The sequence below is a fragment of the Georhizobium profundi genome, from assembly GCF_003952725.1.
GTDB classification, from domain to species: Bacteria; Pseudomonadota; Alphaproteobacteria; order Rhizobiales; family Rhizobiaceae; genus Georhizobium; species Georhizobium profundi.
Genome location: NZ_CP032509.1, coordinates 2550925 through 2572840, shown reverse-complemented (window position 1 = coordinate 2572840; position 21916 = coordinate 2550925). Strand labels below are relative to the sequence as shown.

The 21916-nt window shown below is 61.9% G+C and carries 24 protein-coding genes; 4 read left to right on the top strand and 20 right to left on the bottom strand.

The features are described from left to right. Positions 1 to 43: 43 nt before the first annotated feature. The gene (locus D5400_RS12245; protein WP_425364879.1) at positions 44 to 2245 is read right to left on the bottom strand and encodes an esterase-like activity of phytase family protein; all 2202 of its coding nucleotides are present in this window, start codon (positions 2243 to 2245) and stop codon (positions 44 to 46) included. A 221-nt stretch (positions 2246 to 2466) separates the two neighbouring features. On the opposite strand from D5400_RS12245, the gene D5400_RS12240 reads away from it, so the two are divergent. Further along, a complete protein-coding gene (locus D5400_RS12240) occupies positions 2467 to 3972 on the top strand; it encodes an inorganic phosphate transporter (protein WP_126010276.1) in 1506 nt (501 codons plus the stop codon). A 16-nt stretch (positions 3973 to 3988) separates the two neighbouring features. Here D5400_RS12240 and D5400_RS12235 read toward each other — a convergent pair whose 3' ends face one another. Next, entirely contained in the window at positions 3989 to 4450 is a 462-nt protein-coding gene (locus tag D5400_RS12235) for an NUDIX hydrolase (protein WP_126010275.1), read from the bottom strand. A 581-nt stretch (positions 4451 to 5031) separates the two neighbouring features. Here D5400_RS12235 and D5400_RS12230 point away from each other — a divergent pair. Continuing rightward, a complete protein-coding gene (locus D5400_RS12230) occupies positions 5032 to 8865 on the top strand; it encodes a vitamin B12-dependent ribonucleotide reductase (protein ID WP_126010274.1) in 3834 nt (1277 codons plus the stop codon). 194 nt (positions 8866 to 9059) lie between these two features. Then, entirely contained in the window at positions 9060 to 9971 is a 912-nt protein-coding gene (locus tag D5400_RS12225) for an NAD-dependent epimerase/dehydratase family protein (RefSeq protein WP_126010273.1), read from the top strand. A gap of 88 nt (positions 9972 to 10059) precedes the next feature. Here D5400_RS12225 and D5400_RS12220 read toward each other — a convergent pair whose 3' ends face one another. Next, a complete protein-coding gene (locus tag D5400_RS12220; RefSeq protein ID WP_126010272.1) occupies positions 10060 to 11232 on the bottom strand; it encodes a zinc-dependent alcohol dehydrogenase in 1173 nt (390 codons plus the stop codon). 260 nt (positions 11233 to 11492) lie between these two features. Between D5400_RS12220 and D5400_RS21865 the strand changes: the two genes are divergently transcribed. Continuing rightward, the gene (locus D5400_RS21865) at positions 11493 to 12155 is read left to right on the top strand and encodes a thermonuclease family protein (protein ID WP_425364878.1); all 663 of its coding nucleotides are present in this window, start codon (positions 11493 to 11495) and stop codon (positions 12153 to 12155) included. A gap of 103 nt (positions 12156 to 12258) precedes the next feature. Here D5400_RS21865 and rplQ read toward each other — a convergent pair whose 3' ends face one another. From rplQ to rpsQ, 17 genes are all read right to left on the bottom strand, one after another. Further along, positions 12259 to 12684, bottom strand: coding sequence for a 50S ribosomal protein L17 (gene rplQ, locus D5400_RS12210; RefSeq protein ID WP_126010271.1), 426 nt, complete (start codon positions 12682 to 12684; stop codon positions 12259 to 12261). Between the two features lie 53 nt (positions 12685 to 12737). Further along, on the bottom strand, positions 12738 to 13748 hold the full coding sequence (locus tag D5400_RS12205; RefSeq protein WP_126010270.1) for a DNA-directed RNA polymerase subunit alpha: 1011 nt from the start codon (positions 13746 to 13748) through the stop codon (positions 12738 to 12740). Positions 13749 to 13853: 105 nt separating this feature from the next. Further along, the gene (gene rpsK, locus D5400_RS12200; protein ID WP_126010269.1) at positions 13854 to 14243 is read right to left on the bottom strand and encodes a 30S ribosomal protein S11; all 390 of its coding nucleotides are present in this window, start codon (positions 14241 to 14243) and stop codon (positions 13854 to 13856) included. 124 nt (positions 14244 to 14367) lie between these two features. Beyond that, positions 14368 to 14736: a 30S ribosomal protein S13 gene (gene rpsM, locus D5400_RS12195; RefSeq protein WP_126010268.1), complete on the bottom strand. Its 369-nt coding sequence runs from the start codon at positions 14734 to 14736 to the stop codon at positions 14368 to 14370. A 248-nt stretch (positions 14737 to 14984) separates the two neighbouring features. Beyond that, positions 14985 to 15635: an adenylate kinase gene (locus D5400_RS12190; RefSeq protein WP_126010267.1), complete on the bottom strand. Its 651-nt coding sequence runs from the start codon at positions 15633 to 15635 to the stop codon at positions 14985 to 14987. Continuing rightward, positions 15632 to 16972, bottom strand: coding sequence for a preprotein translocase subunit SecY (secY, locus tag D5400_RS12185; protein WP_126010266.1), 1341 nt, complete (start codon positions 16970 to 16972; stop codon positions 15632 to 15634). Before secY ends, D5400_RS12190 begins: the two co-directional genes overlap by 4 nt. A gap of 240 nt (positions 16973 to 17212) precedes the next feature. Further along, on the bottom strand, positions 17213 to 17701 hold the full coding sequence (gene rplO, locus D5400_RS12180; protein WP_126010265.1) for a 50S ribosomal protein L15: 489 nt from the start codon (positions 17699 to 17701) through the stop codon (positions 17213 to 17215). 19 nt (positions 17702 to 17720) lie between these two features. After that, positions 17721 to 17921, bottom strand: a complete 201-nt coding sequence (rpmD, locus tag D5400_RS12175) for a 50S ribosomal protein L30 (RefSeq protein ID WP_126010264.1) — start codon at positions 17919 to 17921, stop codon at positions 17721 to 17723. 61 nt (positions 17922 to 17982) lie between these two features. Next, positions 17983 to 18555, bottom strand: coding sequence for a 30S ribosomal protein S5 (gene rpsE / locus D5400_RS12170; RefSeq protein ID WP_126010263.1), 573 nt, complete (start codon positions 18553 to 18555; stop codon positions 17983 to 17985). Between the two features lie 50 nt (positions 18556 to 18605). After that, on the bottom strand, positions 18606 to 18968 hold the full coding sequence (gene rplR, locus D5400_RS12165) for a 50S ribosomal protein L18 (protein ID WP_126010262.1): 363 nt from the start codon (positions 18966 to 18968) through the stop codon (positions 18606 to 18608). A gap of 12 nt (positions 18969 to 18980) precedes the next feature. Further along, on the bottom strand, positions 18981 to 19514 hold the full coding sequence (gene rplF / locus D5400_RS12160; RefSeq protein WP_126010261.1) for a 50S ribosomal protein L6: 534 nt from the start codon (positions 19512 to 19514) through the stop codon (positions 18981 to 18983). Between the two features lie 41 nt (positions 19515 to 19555). Beyond that, positions 19556 to 19954 carry a 30S ribosomal protein S8 gene (gene rpsH / locus D5400_RS12155; RefSeq protein WP_126010260.1) on the bottom strand — a complete coding sequence of 133 codons (399 nt, stop codon included), beginning with the start codon at positions 19952 to 19954 and terminating at the stop codon, positions 19556 to 19558. A gap of 12 nt (positions 19955 to 19966) precedes the next feature. Continuing rightward, entirely contained in the window at positions 19967 to 20272 is a 306-nt protein-coding gene (gene rpsN, locus D5400_RS12150; RefSeq protein WP_126010259.1) for a 30S ribosomal protein S14, read from the bottom strand. A gap of 34 nt (positions 20273 to 20306) precedes the next feature. Further along, a complete protein-coding gene (rplE, locus tag D5400_RS12145; RefSeq protein WP_126010258.1) occupies positions 20307 to 20864 on the bottom strand; it encodes a 50S ribosomal protein L5 in 558 nt (185 codons plus the stop codon). Continuing rightward, complete coding sequence (gene rplX, locus D5400_RS12140) at positions 20857 to 21168, bottom strand: 50S ribosomal protein L24 (RefSeq protein WP_126010257.1); 312 nt, start codon at positions 21166 to 21168, stop codon at positions 20857 to 20859. Before rplX ends, rplE begins: the two co-directional genes overlap by 8 nt. A 12-nt stretch (positions 21169 to 21180) precedes the next feature. Continuing rightward, positions 21181 to 21549, bottom strand: coding sequence for a 50S ribosomal protein L14 (gene rplN / locus D5400_RS12135; RefSeq protein WP_126010256.1), 369 nt, complete (start codon positions 21547 to 21549; stop codon positions 21181 to 21183). A 118-nt stretch (positions 21550 to 21667) separates the two neighbouring features. Continuing rightward, positions 21668 to 21907 (bottom strand): 30S ribosomal protein S17, encoded by a 240-nt coding sequence (rpsQ, locus tag D5400_RS12130; protein WP_126010255.1) that lies wholly within the window; start codon positions 21905 to 21907, stop codon positions 21668 to 21670. Positions 21908 to 21916: the final 9 nt, after the last annotated feature.

Here is a 21916-nt window from a genome sequence, read left to right as displayed (position 1 = left end):
GCCGGGCGAAAGCCCGGCCTTTCATGATTGTCCGAAGAAACGCTCAGAGCTCGGAAACGGCGCCGATCGACCAGAAGAAGGTTTCGCCGGAGGAATCGTCCACGCCGTCATTGTCGGTGACGACGAAGGCTTCCCCACTGGCGTCGACGGCAAAGCCTTCGACCTTGTCGACGATGTAGCCGTTGTAAGCCGCAAGATCCGGAAGGAAGTCGTGGACTTCTTCCTTAGTGACCACAGGCAGTTCACCGCCAAGTTCGGCGCCTGCAAGCTCGGCGACCGGTACGCGATAGAGCTTCTTCAGCACGGCTGCCGCACCAATCTGGTTATCGCGCTCGACGATGTAGACATACTCACCGTGCAGCGTGATCTCGGACAAGCCGACCCAGCCCTCGCCCTTCGCTTCAAGCGGATAGTGAACGGCTGCCCACTCGCCCGAAGCCGGCGTATAGGAAACCAGCTTCACCATGCCTTCGGGATCGTTGCCCCACTCGCGCTGGATGGCGATCCAGAGTGTCCCGTCGATCATCGTGATGCCTTCGGCGCCGGACCGCGTGGCACCCTCAAGCAGTGCTTCAGGGAAGAGGACTTCCTCCTGGATCGCGCCTTCGGCATTCACACGATAGATCGCATGCGGAATGCCCTCATCGGCATCGCCCTCATTGGCGAGCCAGAAGCCGCCCTCGCCGTCTGCAACGATGCCTTCCAGATCCATGTTTTGCGCGGTTTCGCCATCGCGGGTGATCGTGATGGCGTCGGTGATCTGAGCAGGCGTCACGCTGGCATCGATCACATACATGCGCGGCTGGGCAGCGAACACGGAATCGCTGACAGCATAGAGGCGCCCGGCTTCGGACGGATCGGCAGCGAGGCCCGACAACGCACCGAAAGCGATCGGCAGTTCATTCTCGTCGCGCGTGGAGACGATCGTCGGGTACTGGGCGGCACCCTCGGTGCGCTCGAAGATCATGACATGCGCACGCACGCCACCGTCTTCGATAAGGTCGACTTCGTTGGCGACCGCGAAAAGGTTGCGCTCAGGGATCGCAACGATGCCTTCCGGCGAGATGCCCGAGGGCAGGATCTGCAGAAGCTCAGGCGCAGCATCTGCACCGTTGTCGCGATAGACGCCAACGACCGAACCACGCTCCGACAAAGGCAGGATCAGCGTTTCGTCGCCGAAGCGGGCGACTTCCATGCCCTCCGGCTCGATGCCCTTGGCGTCCGAACGACCGTCGGGATAGTGGCCGAGGAGCGCCACTTCGTGCTCGAAGCTGTTGCCGCTCTCATAGAGCACTTCGCCCATCTTGTTCATGATGGTGAAGCCGCGCGACCCCCCTTCGTAGTCACCCTCGTTGGCGATGGCGAAGCGGTCATCGTCCAGCCACTGGATCGCATCGGGCTCGCGCTTCACGGCCGTCGCCGAGCCGGAGAAATCGAACGCACCATCGTCTTCCGTGTCGATGCCTGTCAGGTCCACCGCACCAGCGGAAAAATGCGCAGTCACAGTGCCATCGGCCGCGTTGATGATCGCAATATGGTTGTTTTCCTGAAGCGTCACGGCAAGTTCGTTAGCTTCATTGAAGTCGACGAATTCTGGCTCCGGGTCTTCCGGCGCAATTTCGGCGAGGCCCGTCAGGTCCACCGTGATCATTGCATCGCAATCCGGCACGCCATCGGTCAGCGGGAAGATCTTCACGTCCCCGGCAGGCATCTGCGGGATGACGCCGTCGTTCAGGTCCTCGTCACGCTGGTTCTCGATGGCGACCGCAGCGAACGTACCGTCCGGTGATACTGCGGTGGAATCAGGCTGACCGCCAAGATCGCACTGCGCTTCCATCGTCTGCGTCGCAATATCGACGACAGCCAGGAAGCCCGAAGGCTGCGTCAGGTCTTCGGTCGTGTTGACGCCGACCAGCACCTTGGAGCCAGCAACGGAAACGGCGGTAGGCTCACCGCCGTCCATGGCAAGGAAGCCGCCGGCAACGGGCGCAGCGGCGTCGGTGATGTCGATGAAGCCGATGCCACCTGCCGGGCTATCGGAATAGATCAGCATCATGCCATCTTCGGTGGCCGTGATGATCTCGGCGGAAGACGGCGCGTTGACGTCGGCGCCTTCCGGCTTGTTGTCGACGACCGGGAAGGACGCGATCCGGTTGAAGTTCATGGCTTCCTGCGCCCATGCACCGGTGGTGGTCAGCAGGGTGCCTGCAAGCAAGGTCAGTGCAAAATGTTTGGTGGTCGTCATGAGCCCCTCCAATCGGACATCGCGCGTCGATCGCGCCGTGCCTGCTCATGCAATGTGTCGATGACAGTGGGATGACAGAGAGGGGGCAAGTGACCAGCAAGCGCGCGGCGGCAGAGGCGCCCCTCAAATAATGTGGTTGATCGGACCGTCGGGGGTGCCCGCCCCGGCCTTCAGATGCTATGCGCCCCCCACTGTCACAAAACTGTCATGAACGGGCAAGCATGGCCAAGAGCGCACTCGACAAGGACCTGAACAAGGTCGTCAACCTGGAAACGGCGACTGGAGACCTCTCCAGAAGCCTGGCCTTTCCAGGGATCGCGCTCGTCTTCCTGCTCGGCGCCATGGTGGTTGCGGCATTCTATGCCGTCGAAGGTCCGCTCAGCTACCTCGTCATCATCGCGTCCGTCATTGCCGGTTACATGGCGCTCAACATTGGCGCGAACGACGTTGCCAACAATATGGGACCGGCCGTCGGCAGCCGGGCACTCACCATGGCCGGCGCGATCGCAATTGCGGTCGTGTGCGAAAGTGCCGGCGCGTTGCTCGCGGGCGGCGATGTCGTCAAGACCATCTCCAGCGAGTTGCTGCTGCCAGCCGTTCATCTCGAAACGGTGGACTTCATCGTCGTGATGACGGCCGCCCTGCTCTCCTCCGCCCTGTGGATCAATCTCGCCACCTATCTCGGAGCACCCGTTTCCACGACCCACTCCGTCGTCGGCGGCGTCATCGGAGCTGGCGTCGCGGCGGCCGGCTTCAGCGTCGTCGCATGGCCAGTGCTGGCGACCATCGTCGCGAGCTGGGTCATCTCGCCGGTGCTAGGCGGCGTCATGGCCGCCGGCGTGCTGGCTTTCGCCAACGCGACCATCCTGGAACGGGAAGACAAGATCGCAGCGGCCCGCATCTGGGTGCCGGTGCTCATCTCCGGCATGGCCGCAGTCTTCGCGATGTATCTCACGATCAAGGGATTGAGCCGGATCTGGAGTGCCAGCCCGCTCCAGGTTCTGATGCTTGGCGCCGTCTTCGCGGTCATCAGCTGGATGCTGGCGCGTCCGTGGGTGATGCGCCGGTCGATCGGGCTGGAGAACCGGTCCAAGAGCATCAACGGTCTCTTCCGCCTGCCCTTGATCTTCGCGGCAGCGCTTTTGTCCTTCGCCCACGGCGCCAATGATGTCGCCAATGCGGTCGGGCCGCTCGCCGCGATCGTTGCGGCAGCCGGCAGCGGCTCGACCGATGTCGCCGCTGTCGCCCTTCCGCTGTGGGTGCTGGCGATCGGCGCGGTCGGCATCGCGCTCGGCCTTGCTTTGTTCGGTCCGCGGCTGATCAGGCTCGTCGGTGAAAAGATCACCAAGATGAACGAGATCCGCGCCTATTGCGTCGCCTTCGCCGCAGCAACCACCGTTCTCATCGCTTCCTGGCTTGGACTGCCCGTGTCCTCGACGCACATTGCCATCGGCGCCGTCTTCGGCGTCGGCTTCCTGCGCGAGGCGACGTCGAACCGCGGCGTGCGCAATCCGGCCGTCCAGCCCTATTCGCTCTTCCTGAACACCGACCGCCTCAACAAGACTCCGGAAGAGGCACTCGCCAATTTCCAGAAGCGCGAACGCCGTCGGCTTGTGCGCCGTCAGCACGGCCTGCAGATTGCAGCCGCCTGGGTGATCACCGTTCCGGCGGCCGGTCTCCTGTCCGCCCTGCTCTACTGGCTGATCGGCCTCCTGATCGTGGCCTGACCGCCCGGAGCAGGCTTCAGGGAGTCACCAGCTTGTCCACAGCCTCCGCCATCGCCACGGCGCCTCGGTCGGACAGCAGGCGTTTGGCTTCTTTCAGCATCACCCAGTGGCGGTAGCGCTGCCCGATCTCTGGCCACTCGTCGAGTTGGCGCTCCACGAGCAGCGGAAACACCTCCACATGGATGATCGTGCGGCGAAGCAACTGCTTCACCGTCCGGTAGCTGCCGACCGGTTCCGGATGGACATGCCCTTCGACGCCCGCCTCTTCGAAAGCCTCCTGGGCTGCCGTCTCCTGCGGCGTCAGGCCTTCGATCAGCGAGCCTTTCGGAAAAATCCAGCGCCCGGTGCGCCGCGAGGTGATCAGGAGGAAGGCGCAACGCCCCTCGATCATCTGATAGGGCACCGCACCATACTGCTTCTTCGACGCGCGCCGGGAAGAGCCGGAAGCGATGCGATCCATGAGCGTCAACGAAGTCATTGCAGTGATCCCACTTATCAACAGGGCGGAGACGGAGCAGAGGTCGTTCGGACACTGGCCCACCCCCAATTTTCTATGTCATTTTTCGTACTTGAAGCGTTTGGCAAGTCCAGAGTTCCAACGGGTTCGACTTTCCCCAGTTTCCACCCTCCCAGCGCACAACATCTGGTATTCACATCCAAGCGCTCGACCAGCTCTTGACCCATGATCCGAGTCGCAGTCTATTGGTTATCACGCTGTGAACAACGGCCCGCCGGCATGAAGAAGCCGGTCACAAATCAAGACAGTAAGCGTTGGTGAGCCCAGTCGGATGATCCGTTGCGGATCCTTCCTCGGGCTGCCTTGGCATGGCGTAACGGGGGTTGCCGCAGGCGGCGGCAGGGGTAGCGGAAACGGTGGATTTACACTATATTTAGTGTTGCCAGCCACCATCAACACAACATACGGTCTGGATCACTCGATTCCATCACGAGACCGGATTTCGAGGGCTGGCCGCGCCATGAAGAGCGCCGCCGGATGATGACAAATTGCGCCCGCCACGAAGACCGTCGGCAGGCACACCACGACAAGGACGAGGGACAATGCGCATCGAGCGGCGGTTTACTGAAGCGGGGCAATCGGCCTATGCGGCCATCGAATTCCGCAAGGCCATCAGCGAGATCAAGAATCCGGATGGCTCCGTCGTCTTCCGGCTCGCCGACATCGACGTTCCGGCGCAGTTCAGCCAGGTTGCGGCCGACATCCTCGCCCAGAAATATTTCCGCAAGGCCGGCGTTCCTGCCCGCCTGAAGCGCGTCGAGGAAAACGACGTGCCGTCGTTCCTGTGGCGTTCGGTCGCCGACGAGACCGCCCTCGCCGAACTGCCCGAGGACGAGCGCTACGGTTCCGAAACCGATGCCCGCCAGGTCTTCACCCGTCTTGCGGGCACCTGGACCTACTGGGGCTGGAAGGGCGGCTATTTCAATTCGGAAGAAGACGCCTCCGCCTTCATGGACGAGCTCGCCTACATGCTCGCCACGCAGCGCGTCGCGCCGAATTCCCCGCAATGGTTCAACACCGGCCTGCACTGGGCCTATGGCATCGATGGCCCCGGCCAGGGCCACTACTATGTCGATCCCTTCACCAAGAAGCTCGTCCAGTCGCAGTCGGCCTATGAGCACCCGCAGCCGCATGCGTGCTTCATCCAGTCGGTCGAAGACGATCTGGTCAATGAAAGCGGCATCATGGACCTCTGGGTCCGTGAGGCGCGCCTCTTCAAATACGGTTCGGGCACCGGCTCCAACTTCTCCTACCTGCGCGGCGAAGGCGAAAAGCTGTCGGGCGGTGGCAAGTCGTCGGGCCTGATGTCCTTCCTCAAGATCGGCGACCGGGCAGCCGGCGCCATCAAGTCGGGCGGCACCACGCGCCGCGCCGCCAAGATGGTCGTCGTCGACATCGATCATCCGGACATCGAAGCCTACATCGACTGGAAGGTGAAGGAAGAGCAGAAGGTCGCTGCCCTCGTCACCGGCTCCAAGATCGTCGCCAAGCACCTGAAGACCATCATGAAGGCCTGCCTCAACTGCGAGGCCGACAATGGCGAGTGCTTCGACCCCAAGCTGAACTCGGCGCTGAAGCGCGCCATCAAGGACGCCAAGCGTGACGCCGTTCCGGAAAACTACGTCAAGCGCGTCATCCAGTTCGCCAAGCAGGGCTATACCGACCTCGACTTCAAGACCTACGACACGGACTGGGATTCCGAGGCCTATCTGACCGTCTCGGGCCAGAATTCCAACAACTCCGTCTCCATCAAGGACGACTTCCTGCGCGCTGTCGAAAGCGACGGAGACTGGAACCTGACCGCCCGCAAGGACGGCCGCGTGATGAAGACGCTGAAGGCGCGCGATCTGTGGGAAAAGATCGGCGAAGCCGCCTGGGCATCCGCCGATCCGGGCCTGCACTTCAACACGACCATGAACGACTGGCACACCTGCGTGTCGGCCGGCGCGATCCGTGCATCGAACCCGTGCTCGGAATACATGTTCCTGGACGACACGGCCTGCAACCTCGCCTCGCTGAACCTGTTGCAGTTCAAGGACGCGCAGACCAAGAACATCGACATCGAAGCCTATGAGCACGCCGTGCGGCTCTGGACGATGGTGCTTGAAATCTCGGTCATGATGGCGCAGTTCCCCTCGCGCCAGATCGCCGAGCTCTCCTACAAGTACCGCACACTCGGCCTCGGCTACGCCAATATCGGCGGCCTGCTGATGACCTCGGGCATTCCTTACGACTCCAAGGAAGGCCGCGCGATCTGCGGCGCGCTGACCGCCATCATGACCGGCGTCGCTTATGCCACGTCGGCCGAAATGGCGGGCGAGCTTGGCCCCTTCCCGGGCTACAAGCCCAACCGCGAGCACATGCTGCGCGTCATGCGCAACCATCGCCGTGCCGCCCGTGGCGAGAGCACCGGCTATGAAAAGCTGTCGGTCAATCCGGTGGCGCTGATCCATGGCGACTGCCCGGACCAGACGCTCGTCACCCATGCGATCGCCGCCTGGGACAAGGCCGTCGAGCTCGGCGAGAAGAACGGCTACCGCAATGCCCAGGCGACCGTGATCGCGCCCACCGGCACGATCGGCCTCGTCATGGATTGCGACACGACCGGCATCGAGCCCGATTTCGCGCTGGTCAAGTTCAAGAAGCTTGCCGGCGGCGGATACTTCAAGATCATCAACCGCGCCGTGCCGGAAGCGCTCCGCACGCTCGGCTACACCGAAAGCCAGATCGCCGAGATCGAGGCCTACGCGGTCGGCCACGGCAATCTCAACCAGGCGCCGGCCGTCAACCCCGGCTCGCTCAAGGCCAAGGGCTTCTCCGACGAGCAGGTCGAAGCGCTGAACGTTGCGCTGAAGAGCGCCTTCGACATCAAGTTCGCCTTCAACCAGTGGACGCTTGGCGCTGATTTCCTGACGGAAACGCTCGGCGTGACCAGCGAACAGATGAACGATTTCGAGTTCTCCCTGCTCGCCCATCTCGGTTACACCAAGAAGGAAATCGAAGCCGCGAACATCCATGTCTGCGGTGCCATGACGCTCGAAGGCGCGCCGTTCCTGAAAGACGAGCACCTGCCCGTCTTCGATTGCGCCAACCCCTGCGGCAAGATCGGCAAGCGCTATCTGTCGGTGGAAAGCCACATCCACATGATGGCAGCGGCCCAGCCCTTCATCTCGGGTGCCATCTCCAAGACGATCAACATGCCGAACGAGGCGACCGTCGAGGATTGCAAGAACGCCTACATGCTGTCCTGGAAGCTCGCGCTGAAGGCCAACGCGCTCTACCGCGACGGCTCCAAGCTCTCCCAGCCGCTCAACGCCTCGCTGATCGAGGACGATGCGGACGAGGATGCCGATGATGCCGTCGAGGCCCTGATCGCCCAGCCTTCCGCCGCGCAGGCCGTCACGATCACCGAAAAGGTCGTCGAGCGCGTCGTCGAGCGCCTCTACCGCGACCGCGACAAACTGCCGAACCGCCGCAAGGGCTACACCCAGAAAGCCGTCGTCGGCGGCCACAAGGTGTATCTGCGCACCGGCGAATTCGACGATGGCCGCTTGGGCGAGATCTTCATCGACATGCACAAGGAAGGCGCTGCCTTCCGCGCGATGATGAACAACTTCGCCATCGCCATCTCGCTCGGCCTGCAATATGGCGTGCCGCTGGAAGAATATGTGGAGGCCTTCACCTTCACCAAGTTCGAGCCGGCCGGCATGGTGCAAGGCAACGACGCGATCAAGAACGCCACGTCGATTCTCGACTACGTGTTCCGCGAACTCGCCGTCTCCTACCTGTCGCGCCACGACCTCGCCCATGTGGACACGTCCGATTTCGGCAACACCGCACTCGGCAAGGGCGTGAAGGAAGGCAAGGCGCAGGCGATTTCGTCCGGCCTCACCCGCGGCCACAAGCTCACCATCGTGCAGCCGGAAACGCTGCGCCCGACCGGTGAGCCGAAAGGCGAAGCAACGGGCCCGGCCCCGGCACGCGTCGCCGCACCCACGGCGTCGATCTCCAACGTCACAGCCTTCTCGGGCACCAAGCAGCCGGCACCGCTCGCTGCCTCCCGCTCGACCGTGACGATGGCCTCAGGCGCCGGCGCCGCAACTGCCTTCAAGCGTGATCTCGACGAAGCTCCGGAAGACCTCAATGCCGGCGTCATCGACAACGACGCCGCCACCGAGCTCTTCTCCGACAAGGCCGCCGAAGAAGCAGCCCGCGCCAAGGCGGACGCCAAAAAGGTCGAAGCCGACCGCCGCGCCAAGTCGCTGATGCAAGGCTACACGGGCAACTCCTGCCCCGAATGCCAGAACTTCACAATGGTCCGGAACGGCACCTGCGAGAAGTGCGACACCTGCGGCGCAACGAGCGGCTGCAGCTGATTGGGCGCCGTGAAAAAGTCAGATCGGATACAAACGTTAGCCCGGCCGAAAGGTCGGGCTAACGCGTATCTGGGCGAAGCCCATTTCGTACGTCTCGTCCGATCGCTCCAGCCTTCGACACACCCTCGCCCTACGTCAGCAGGCGATAGGCGGAGTTCAGTTGCATTCCCCACACCCCACCCAAAAGGCCCCACATGAGCAAACGCATCGTTTTCACCGGCGGCAGCGGCAAGGCCGGGCGGCATGCGGTCGCCTATCTCAAGGCGCAGCGCCATACGGTGCTCAATGTCGATCTGAAGCCGCTCGACATCGAGGGGGTCAACACGCTGACGGCCGACCTGACGGACAGCGGCCAGGTCTTCAATGCGCTTTCGATGCATTTCGGGTTTGAAGGCTTCGAGACCGGCAAGGGGCCGGCGCCGGTCGATGCCGTGGTGCATTTCGCGGCCATTCCGCGGGTGCTGCTCCAGCCGGACAACGAGACGTTCAAGGCGAACGTCACCTCGACCTACAATGTCATCGAAGCGGCCACCAAACTCGGCATTCGCAAGATCATCATCGCGTCCAGCGAAACCACCTACGGCGTCTGCTTTGCCGAGGGCGACAAGGACTACAAGCAGTTTCCGCTGGACGAGGACTACGACATCGATCCGATGGACAGCTACGGCCTGTCGAAGCTGGTGAACGAAAAGACCGGCAGGGCTTTTGCCGAACGCACGGGCGCCGACATCTACGCGCTGCGCATCGGCAACGTGATCGAACCGGAAGATTATGCCCGCTTCCCGGCCTTCCTCGCCGATCCGCTGTCGCGCAAGCGCAATGCCTGGAGCTACATCGACGCCCGCGATCTCGGCCAGATCGTGAATCTGTGCATCGCCAAGGATGGTCTGGGCTTCCAGTTGTTCAACGCCGTGAACGACGAGATCACGGCCAATGAACCGAGTGCAGAATTCCTCGCCAAATGGGCGCCGAACACGCCGATTACGCAGCCGATGGACGGGTTTGAAGCCCCCATCTCGAACGCGAAGATCCGAAAAGTGCTTGGCTTCAAGGAACAGCACAATTGGCGCCAATACGTGCCGGGCGCCGAACGGCAAGCCCACTAGGCTCACAACGCGGCAAGCCGCAGAAGGACGCCATGCTCGTGGCTCCATCTGCGGCTTGCGCGCCCCGACATTGACGGGTGCAGCGACCTTAAGGCCGCATCACCACCTTCACGCATCCGTCGGTTTTGTCCCGGAACGCCTTGTACATGTCCGGTCCTTCTTCCAGCGTTGCGTGATGCGTGATGACGAAGCTCGGATCGATCTCACCCTCCACCACCTTCTGCAGCAGCGGCTCGAGATAGCGGTGCGTGTGCGTCTGGCCCATCTTGAAGGTCAGCGCCTTGTTCATGGCCGGGCCAAAGGGAAGATGATCCACCATCCCTACATAGACGCCCGGGATAGACAGCGTGCCGCCCTTGCGGCATGAGAAGATCATCTCGCGCAGCACATGCGGCCCGTCAGTGCCCAGCATCAGCGCTGCCTTAGCCTTGTCCAGCATGGAATCGGCGCTGGCGCCCGCATCCGCTTCGGTGCCGACGCAGTCGATGCAGCTGTCCGGGCCGCGCCCGCCGGTCATCTCCATCAGCGCGTCATAGACATTCACATCCTTGAAATCGAGCGTCTCCGCCTTGCCGTGCGAGCGCGCCATCTCCAGACGCTCCGGCACGGTGTCGATGGCGATGACCCGTCCGGCACCGAGCATCCAGGCGCTCTGGATGGCGAACTGGCCAACCGGACCGCAGCCCCAGATCGCGACCGTGTCGCCCGGCTCGATCTGCGCATTTTCAGCCGCCATGTAGCCGGTCGGGAAGATGTCGGAGAGGAACAGCACCTGATCGTCCGGCAGCCCGTCCGGCACCTTGATCGGACCGACATCGGCAAACGGCACGCGCAGATACTCCGCTTGGCCGCCCGCATAGCCGCCGAGCATGTGCGAATAGCCGAAGAGACCGGAGGGTGAGTGGCCCATCACCTTGCGCGCCATCTCGGCGTTTCGGTTGGAGCGATCGCAAAGCGAAAACAGCTGCTTCTTGCAGAAGTAGCACTGCCCGCAGGCCATGTTGAATGGTACGACGACCCGGTCTCCCACCTGGAACTTCTTGACCGAGCGGCCGACCTCGATCACCTCGCCCATGGTCTCGTGGCCGAGGACGTCGCCCGATTCCATCGTCGGCATATAGCCGTCCATCAGGTGGAGGTCCGATCCACAGATCGCACAGGACGTCACCTTGATGATGATGTCGCCATCGTCTTCGATCGTCGGATCGTCCACCGAATCGCAGCGAATGTCGCCCTTGCCGTGCCAGCACAGTGCTCTCATCTGATCGTCCCTTCCTATCCATTGCTGGCCCCCGAACCGGGCGCTGCGACCGATGTTCCATTGGCCGGTCGATGGACGGGGAAGCCGGCAGGCTCATCCACAGCGAGATCCCTGCATTTGCGGGCTGCCGATGCATTTTCATGGCGGCGTTAATCCCCGGGCAAGCGCTGCGGGCGACACTCATATCCTTCCATTGCTTGGCGAGGTGTGACATGGCGCGGCGGAATTCTGGCAAAAGACGCAAGGCCGCGAAGCGGTCATTGGGCAGCCAGTTGCTCGCCAGGCTCGGTCAGAGCATGCAGCTTGGCATCGTCGCGCTTGCCGTCGTCGGCGGACACCATCTGCTGACCAGCGAGACCGGCGAGAAGCTCGTGACCGAGCTGGTGACGAAGCCGGCAGGCGAGGTCATCGCCCATGTCGAAACGGCACGCAGGTCCGCTCCGGCCCAGACGGGGACCCAAACTGCCACCCCGGCCAAACCAACGCCGCCCATGCCGGTCCCTTCCGTCGACAGGCAGGCAACGACCGCCGCAATCGACAGGGACGCCGTTCGTCCCCCTGCCCCGATCCCCGCCGCGGTGCAAATCACCATGTGCGGCTCTGGAGCCCGCATCAACTGCGTGGTCGATGGCGACACGATCTGGCTTGGCGGCCAGAACATCCGCATCGCCGATATCGACACGCCGGAAATCTTCAGCCCGCAATGCGCGGCCGAGCGCGAACGGGGCGAGCGAGCAGCCCGGCGCCTGCAGCAGCTCGTCAATGCGGGGCCAATAGAGCTGCGGAGAGGACTTCGCGACGAGGACCGCTATGGCCGCAAGCTGCGCACGCTGCATCGCGGCGGCCGCTCGCTCGGAGATATCCTTGTCGCCGAAGGTCTCGCCCGCAAATGGGATGGCGCGAGGCGCGGCTGGTGCGCCTGATCCGCACTTGAAACTCGGCTGAATTTCATTGGTCCAAAGAGAAACCCCGCCCTTCGGTGAAGGACGGGGTTTCTGATAGTTCGGATAACGGAAGCGGCGTGAGTTACGCGGCTTCTGCTTCCCGCTCTTCGGCTTCGACGCGGGCGCGGTCTGCTGCACCCTTGGCGTCGACGTCGCGTTCCACGAACTCGATGACGGCGAGCGGAGCGTTGTCACCGGCGCGGAAGCCAGCCTTCATGATGCGCAGATAGCCGCCGTGACGGTCTGCGTAACGCGAAGCGATCGCGTCGAACAGCTTGCGCACTGCGTCTTGGTCCTTGATCTGCGAGAGCGCCTGGCGGCGCGCATGCAGGTCACCGCGCTTGCCGAGCGTAACGAGCTTCTCGACGATCGGGCGGATTTCCTTGGCCTTGGGCAGAGTCGTGACGATCTGCTCATGGACGATCAGGGACACGGCCATGTTGGCGAACATCGCCTTGCGGTGGCTTGCGGTCCGGTTGAGCTTGCGGCCTGCATTGCGATGGCGCATGAGCCTTCTCCTTCAGGGGCGGATGGCACTTCGGCTCATCCGCAGTCTAGGGGTTAATACTGGTCTTCGTAGCGCTTGGCGAGATCGTCGATATTTTCCGGCGGCCAGGCGGGCACTTCCATGCCGAGATGCAGACCCATGGAGGCCAGCACTTCCTTGATCTCGTTCAGCGACTTGCGGCCAAAGTTCGGCGTACGGAGCATCTCCGCTTCGGTCTTCTGGATGAGATCGCCGATATAGACGATGTTGTCGTTCTTCAGGCAGTTCGCCGAACGGACCGAAAGTTCCAGCTCGTCGACCTTCTTGAGGAGCGCCGGGTTGAAGGCCAGTTCGGTGACGGCTTCTTCCTCGGTTTCCTTCTGCGGCTCGTCGAAATTGACAAAGACGCCAAGCTGGTCCTGGATGATGCGGGCAGCGAAAGCCACTGCATCTTCACCCGTGACCGAACCGTCGGTTTCGATGGTCATGGTCAGCTTGTCGTAGTCGAGAACCTGGCCCTCACGGGTGTTTTCGACCTTGTACGAAACCTTCTTGACCGGCGAATAGAGGCTGTCGACCGGGATGAGGCCGATCGGCGCGTCTTCGGCGCGGTTGCGGTCGGCAGGCACATAGCCCTTGCCGTTGGCGACCGTGAACTCCATGCGGATCTCCGCGCCCTCGTCGAGGGTGCAGATGACGTGCTCGGGGTTCAGAATTTCGACATCGCCGACGGTCTGGATGTCACCAGCCTTCACGACGCCAGGGCCTTGCTTGCGCACGACCATACGCTTGGTCTCGTCGCCATCCATCTTGATGGCGATTTCCTTGATGTTCAGGACGATGTCGGTGACATCTTCGCGAACGCCCGGGATCGAGGAGAATTCATGCAGCACGCCGTCGATCTGGACGGCGGTCACGGCAGCGCCGCGCAGCGACGACAGAAGCACGCGACGAAGCGCGTTGCCGAGGGTGAGACCGAAGCCACGCTCGAGCGGCTCGGCAACCAGCGTCGCCTTGGTGCGGCCCGAGGAGGAGAACTCCACCTTGTTCGGCTTGATCAGTTCCTGCCAGTTTTTCTGGATCATGGTTTTTCCTTTCGCATCCCGCCACCATCCAATCGTGGCGGGCAAGACGAAGAGCCGCAGAGGACCCGGGCCATCCCGGATCGTGCGGCATCGAAGAAGAGATGCTTAGACGCGGCGCTTCTTGCGCGGGCGGCAGCCATTGTGCGGGATCGGCGTCACATCGCGGATCGACGTGATCGTGAAACCGGCAGCCTGCAGCGCGCGCAGAGCCGACTCACGGCCCGAACCGGGGCCGCAGACTTCGACTTCCAGCGAACGCATGCCGTGTTCCTGGGCCTTCTTGGCGCAATCCTCTGCAGCCATCTGGGCAGCGAACGGCGTCGACTTGCGCGAACCCTTGAAACCCTTGGCACCAGCAGACGACCAGGCAATGGCATTGCCCTGCGCGTCGGTAATGGTGATCATGGTGTTGTTAAACGTCGAGTTCACGTGAGCAACGCCCGACGAGATATTCTTGCGTTCGCGACGGCGGACGCGTGCGGCTTCCTTGGCCATGGTCTTCCTTTCAGTCGATCTCTACGCCGCCGTAATACCAGCGGCTCCACCTTGGTGACGGGTAACGATCCGGAGCTGACAGAACGGCAAGCCGCCTCGCCGCCCCGGACGCCAATCCCGAAACTTACTTCTTCTTGCCGGCAATCGCCTTTGCCGGACCCTTGCGGGTGCGGGCATTGGTGTGCGTGCGCTGGCCGCGGACCGGAAGGCCACGACGGTGACGCAGGCCGCGGTAGCAGCCGAGGTCCATGAGACGCTTGATGTTCATCGAGGTCTCGCGGCGCAGGTCACCTTCGACCTGGTAGTCGCGGTCGATTGCTTCGCGGATCGCGAGAACTTCAGCGTCAGAAAGCTGGTTCACGCGGCGCTCTGCCGGAATGTTGTTCTTGGACACGATCTCGGCAGCCAGCTTCGGGCCGATGCCGTGAATGTACTGAAGCGCGATGATGACGCGCTTGTTGGTCGGAATGTTTACGCCTGCAATGCGGGCCATACCCAATTCTCCATGTTGCCCGGAGCGATCCGGTGCCGGCCAGGCCGGCTGTAAAGATTATCCGCGTCCGGTGGAGGCCGGCCCATGCGGATCATGAACTCATCTTCAAAAGGCCAAACGCTCGTCCATCCGGACGAGAGAATCCGACAATCGTGAAGGGATGCGGTGCCGTAGTCGAAAACGGAACCGGCGTCAACCGCCCGGCGCGATTCTCTTTGCAAGAACCGGGCCGAGCAGTCTGGTTTGGATCAGACGTTCGCGAGGATCGCTTCTATCTGGGCAGTCACGTCGTCCATCGGTGCCATACCATCCAAGGACTTCAGCTTGCCCTTGCAGTGGTAGTAGCCGATCAGCGGCGACGTTTCCTTGTAATAGGCCTGAAGGCGCGTCTGAACCGTTTCGGCCTTGTCGTCCGGTCGACGCTTGAACTCCGTCGAGCCGCACTTGTCGCAGACGCCCGGGTTTTTTGGCTGATGGTTCGTGTCGTGATAGCCCGCGCCGCAATTGGCGCAAGTGTAGCGTCCGGCAATGCGGTCGACCAGAAGCTCGTCGTCGACGTGCATCTCGATCACGACCGAAAGATCCAGCCCCTTTGCCGCCAGCATCTGCTCGACCGCATCAGCTTGCACCAGGGTCCGCGGATAACCGTCGAGGATGAAACCCTTGCGGCAATCGTCCTGATCGATCCGGTCGGACACGATCGCATTCACGATGTCGTCTGATACGAGCTTGCCCGCATCCATGACCGCTTTGGCGCGCTTGCCGACTTCGGTCTGGGCGGCGACCGCTGCACGCAGCATGTCGCCAGTTGAAAGTTGGGGAATGCCGTACTTCTCGACCAGCCGTTGAGCTTGTGTCCCCTTGCCCGCTCCCGGCGGTCCTAGAAGTATTAATCTCATCTCTTGCGCTTGCCTCCCCGCAGCTTGGACTTCTTGATGAGCCCCTCATATTGCTGCGCGATGAGATGCCCCTGAACCTGCGCTACCGTGTCGAGCGTCACATTGACGACGATCAGCAGCGATGTACCCCCGAGATAGAACGGAACGCCCGTCCGTGCGATTAGAAATTCGGGTAAGAGACAGACGACGACAAGATAGATAGCACCGATGACCGTGATGCGCGTCAGCACGTAATCGATGTAGTCCGCCGTGCGCTCACCAGGACGGATGCCCGGGATGAAGCCGCCGTGCTTCTTCAGATTGTCGGCCGTGTCCTTCGGATTGAAGACGACAGCCGTGTAGAAGAAGGCGAAGAACGCGATCATTGCAGCGTAGAGCAGCATGTAGAGCGGCTGGCCATGGCCAAGCGTCGCCAGGATCGTCGTCGCCCATGGCGGCATCGTCGTCGTGTCGGAGAAGCCCGCAACCGTCGCCGGCAGAAGCAGGAGCGACGATGCGAAGATCGGCGGGATGACGCCGGCCGTATTCAGCTTTAGCGGCAGGTGCGACGTGTCGCCCTGGAACATCCGGTTGCCCACCTGGCGCTTCGGATACTGGATCAGAAGGCGGCGCTGAGCACGCTCGACAAAGACGATGAGCGCGATGCAGGCGATGGCGATCAGGATGACGGCGATGATGATGCCCGTCGACAGGGCGCCCGTGCGGCCAAGTTCCAGCGTACCGGCGATTGCCGTCGGCATGGCGGCGACGATGCCCGCGAAGATGATCAGCGAAATGCCGTTGCCGATGCCGCGTGCCGTGATCTGCTCGCCGAGCCACATCAGGAACATCGTGCCGCCGACAAGCGTGATGACGGTCGAAATGCGGAAGAACCAGCCTGGATCGACGACGATCCCTGCCCCCGACTCAAGCCCGACGGCAATGCCGTAGGCCTGAAGCGTGCCGAGCAGCACAGTACCGTAGCGCGTGTACTGATTGATGACCTTGCGGCCCTGCTCGCCTTCCTTCTTCAGCTGCTCGAGCGACGGCACGACCGACGTCATGAGCTGCATGATGATGGAGGCGGAAATATACGGCATGATGCCGAGCGCAAAGATCGCCATGCGTTCGACAGCACCGCCGGCGAACATGTTGAACAGCCCGAGCACGCCGCCCGCCTGCTGCTGGAAGGCCTGCGCGAAAGCGTCAGGATCCAGGCCCGGCAGCGGAATGAACGTCCCAAGCCGATAGACGAGAAGCGCACCAAGCGTGAACCAGATGCGCTTCTTCAAATCCTCGGCCTTGGCGAAGGCTGCGAAATTGAGATTGGAGGCGAGTTGTTCGGCTGCAGATGCCATGCAAATCTCCGCATGGTCGGCTTGTTTGAAAACCGCGCCGTAGTGCCGGCTGCGGAAAGCACGACCGTTCCACTTGATCGAAAGACCCGTTTATAGACGTACCCATGCCAGGTGAAGGTCGGCAATGAGCGCCGTCGAGGCCTCCGAGCGTCCCATTTGCCGCATGGCGCGAGAGCGCTAGTGGCGGTCGTCATATGGGATGATGGCCGCCCGATTGTAAGAACCGGGCGGCCGATCAAATCACTTGGTGTCGGCGTCGTTTTCAGCAGCGGCGCTCAGGAGCTTGACCGAACCGCCAGCCTTTTCGATCTTTTCGATCGCAGACTTGGAGGCACCGGCAACTTCGAGCGTCAGCTTGGCATTCAGGTCGCCATCGGACAGGACGCGAACGCCATCCTTGGAGCGACGGATGATGCCTGCAGCCTTCAGAGCTTCGACATCGACAGTCTTGCCGGCGTCGAGCTTCTTGGCGTCGACTGCGGCCTGGATACGGCCGAGCGAGACGACATTGAAGTCTTTGGCGAAGATGTTCGTGAAGCCGCGCTTCGGCAGACGACGATAGATCGGCATCTGGCCGCCTTCGAAGCCGTTGATGGCGACGCCCGAACGGGATTTCTGACCCTTGACACCACGGCCAGCGGTCTTGCCGCTGCCCGAGCCGATGCCGCGACCGACGCGCTTGCGCGGCTTGGTGGCGCCATCGACGTCATGCAATTCATTCAGTTTCATGATCTTCCTGCTCCCCGTCTCAGTTTTCTTCGACGACGCGAACGAGGTGAGAGACCGTCCGGATCATGCCACGTACCGACGGAGTGTCGACGAGCGTGCGGCGGCGGTGCATCTTGTTCAGGCCCAGGCCGATCAGCGTTGCACGCTGCTCTGCCGGACGGCGGATGGGGCTGCCGATCTGTTCGATCGTGATCGTCTTGCCCGACTGTGTCTCAGCCATGATGATGGCTCCCTTCAAAGATGGCCGGACGCTCTCTTGAGCGTCGACGGCTCAACCCAACTTATTCCTCGACGGCAGCCGTGCTGCCCGAAGCTTCGGCGCGGCGCGCCTGAAGCGTCGCGAACTTGATGCCACGCTGTGCAGCGATGTCCTTTGGGTGCATCTGCTTCTTCAGCGCGTCGAAGGTGGCGCGAACCATGTTGTACGGGTTCGACGAACCGGTCGACTTGGCGACGACGTCATGCATTCCGAGCGTTTCGAAAACGGCGCGCATCGGACCACCGGCGATGATACCCGTACCGGGCTTTGCCGCACGCAGCAGAACCTTGCCGGCGCCGTGGCGGCCATGCACGTCATGGTGCAGGGTACGGCCCGAACGCAGCGGTACGAAGATGAGATCGCGCTTGGCGCTTTCGGTTGCCTTGCGGATGGCTTCCGGCACTTCACGTGCCTTGCCATGACCGAAGCCTACGCGGCCCTTCTGGTCGCCGACGACGACGAGGGCTGCGAAACCGAAACGACGGCCGCCCTTGACGACCTTGGCGACGCGGTTGATGTGGACGAGCTTGTCGACGAATTCGCTATCGCGCTCTTCATCGCGACCGCGGTTTTCGCGGCGTGCTTCTCTTGCCATTGTCCTTGTCCTTATTTTTTTGCGGTTTCAATCGGCAGATTGAGTTGAGATTAGAAGCTGAGACCGCCTTCGCGGGCAGCTTCGGCGAGGGCCTTGATCCGGCCGTGGTAAATGAACGAACCACGGTCGAACACGACTTCCGTGACGCCGGCCTTGGTGGCGCGCTCCGCGAGGAGCTTGCCGACAGCGGCAGCAGCCGCCGTATCCGCACCCGTCTTCAGCGAAGTACGCAGATCCGTATCCAGCGTCGATGCCGATGCGAGGGTGTGACCCTTCGTATCGTCGATCAGCTGGGCATAGATGTTCTTCGACGAACGGTGAACCGACAGCCGCGGACGGCCATTGGACACCTTCTTCAGCTGGCGGCGGACGCGTGAGGCACGACGCGTAAGGGTTTCTTTCTTCGTAGCCATCTTGGCAGTTCCTTACTTCTTCTTGCCTTCCTTGCGGACGATGCGCTCTTCCGCGTACTTCACGCCTTTGCCCTTGTAGGGCTCCGGCGAGCGGAATTCACGGATCTCCGCGGCGACTTGACCGACGCGCTGCTTGTCGATGCCGCTGATGATGATTTCCGTCGGCTTCGGGCAGGCGATCGAGATGCCTTCGGGCGTCTGATAGATGACGTCATGGCTGTAGCCAAGCGCCAACTGCAGATTTTTGCCCTGCATTGTGGCGCGGTATCCGACGCCGTTGATCTCGAGCTTGCGCTCGTAGCCCTTGGAGACGCCCAGCATGATGTTTTCGACCATCGTGCGGGACATGCCCCACTTCGAACGGGCGTTCTTGCTGTCGTCCATCGGAGTGACGACAACTGCGCCATCTTCCATCTTCACCAGCACTTCGTCGTTGGCAACGAAGCTGAGCTCGCCCTTGGGGCCCTTGGCCTTGACCGTCTGACCTTCCACCGAGGCAGTGACGCCCGAGGGAACCTGAACGGGTTTCTTACCGATACGAGACATTGTTCAACCTGTCTTTCTCGTGTGGGGTACCTGGCGGCGTCTTAGAAGACGCTGCACAGGACCTCGCCACCGACGTTCTGTTCGCGTGCCTGATGGTCCGCCATCACGCCCTTCGGGGTCGAAAGAATGGTGATGCCGAGGCCGTTGGCGACCTGCGGGATCGACTTGACCGAAACGTAGACGCGACGGCCGGGCTTCGACACACGAGCGATTTCGCGAATGACGGAACCGCCCTCGTGATACTTCAGCTCGATGGTGATTTCAGACTTGCCGTTGCCGAAGTCGGTCTCGGAATAGCCACGGATGTAGCCTTCCGACTCAAGGACGTCGAGCACGCGTGCGCGCAGCTTCGAAGCCGGCGTCGAGACGCTGGTCTTCTTGCGGCTGGCGCCGTTGCGGATACGGGTGAGCATATCGCCCAGGGGATCTGTCATGGCCATGTGCTCGTCTCCTTACCAGCTCGACTTCACAATGCCCGGCACCTTGCCGAGATTGCCGAGCTCGCGCAGCGCGATACGCGACATGCCGAGCTTGCGATAAAAGGCGCGCGGACGACCCGACACTTCGCACCGGTTACGAATGCGCGTCTTGGAACCGTTACGCGGCAGTTCGGCGAGCTTGAGGGTCGCACGGAAGCGGTCCTCGATCGGCAGTTCCTGGTTCTTCACGATCGCCTTGAGGGCCGCGCGCTTCTTGGCGTCCCGGGCCACCAGCTGACGCCGGCGCTTGTTCTTTTCGACTGCGCTGACTTTCGCCATTTCGCTTATCCTTCTTTACGCTTGCCGTTACGGACTACTGGCGGAACGGGAAGTTGAACTCTTTGAGAAGAGCCCGTGCTTCGTCGTCGTTCTTTGCCGTCGTGCAAACGATGATATCCATGCCCCACATCTGATCGACCTTGTCGTAGTTGATCTCGGGGAACACGATGTGTTCCTTGATGCCCATGGCGAAGTTGCCACGGCCGTCAAAGCTCTTCGGGTTCAGGCCGCGAAAGTCGCGAACGCGCGGCAGAGCCACGGTCACGAGGCGGTCCAGAAACTCATACATGCGGGTGCCGCGCAGCGTCACCTTGGCGCCGATCGGCATGCCTTCGCGGACCTTGAAGCCAGCAATGGACGTGCGTGCGCGGGTGATGACCGGCTTCTGACCTGCGATTGCCGCGAGATCGGCAGCAGCGACCGAAGGCTTCTTGGAATCGCCCGTCGCTTCACCGACGCCCATATTGATCACGATCTTGTCCAGACGCGGGATCATCATGTCATTCGCGTAGGAGAACTGCTCGCGCAGTGCGGCGCGGATGCGCTCATTGTAATCGGTCTTGAGCCGCGGCTCGTACTTTGCCTCAGCCATTGATCGTATCTCCGGAACGCTTGGCGACACGAACCTTCTTGTCGCCGTCAATCTTGAAACCAACACGGGTCGCCTTGCCGTCCTTCGGATCGGCAAGCGCCAGGTTCGACAGGTGGATGGAGGCTTCCTTGGTGATGATGCCTGCTTCCTGCGTCTGGGTCTGGCGCTGGTGGCGCTTCACCATGTTGATGCCGCGCACGATTGCGCGATCGTCTTTCGGCATCACCTGGAGGACTTCGCCGGTGCGGCCCTTGTCCTTGCCGGTGATCACAACGACGCTGTCGCCTTTACGGATCTTTTGCATCGTGGTCTCTCCTTACAGCACTTCAGGCGCCAGCGAGATGATCTTCATGTGGCTCTTGGCGCGAAGCTCGCGCGGAACAGGGCCGAAGATACGCGTGCCGATAGGCTCTTTCTTGTTGTCGATAAGAACGGCTGCGTTCTTGTCGAAGCGGATGACGGAACCGTCCGAACGACGGATATCCTTGGCCGTGCGAACCACGACCGCCTTCATGACATCGCCTTTCTTGACGCGCCCGCGCGGAATTGCTTCTTTTACCGAGACGACGATGATGTCGCCGATAGAAGCATATTTCCGCTTCGAGCCGCCCAGCACCTTGATGCACATGACACGACGAGCGCCGGAATTATCGGCGACGTCGAGGTTTGTTTGCATCTGAATCATGTCAGACCGCCTTTTCCTTCAATCGGCGAGGAGGCCGTGCCACCCTCGCCTTCTGGCATTGTTGTTATTCGTGCTGGCGCGCTTCTGACGCGCCTTGCGGCAATCGTCAAGCCGACGATTATTCCGCAGCGTTGGAAACGACGGTCCAGCGCTTGTCTTTGGAGATCGGCGCGCACTCCTGGATGGAGACGAAGTCGCCGGTCTTGAACTGATTGCTCTCGTCATGCGCCTTGTACTTCTTGGACCGGCGAACGGTCTTCTGAAGCAAGGGATGCGCGAAGCGACGCTCCACGAGGACCACGACGGTCTTCTCGTTCTTGTCGCTGACGACGGTGCCCTGCAGAATGCGTTTCGGCATTGTTCTTGG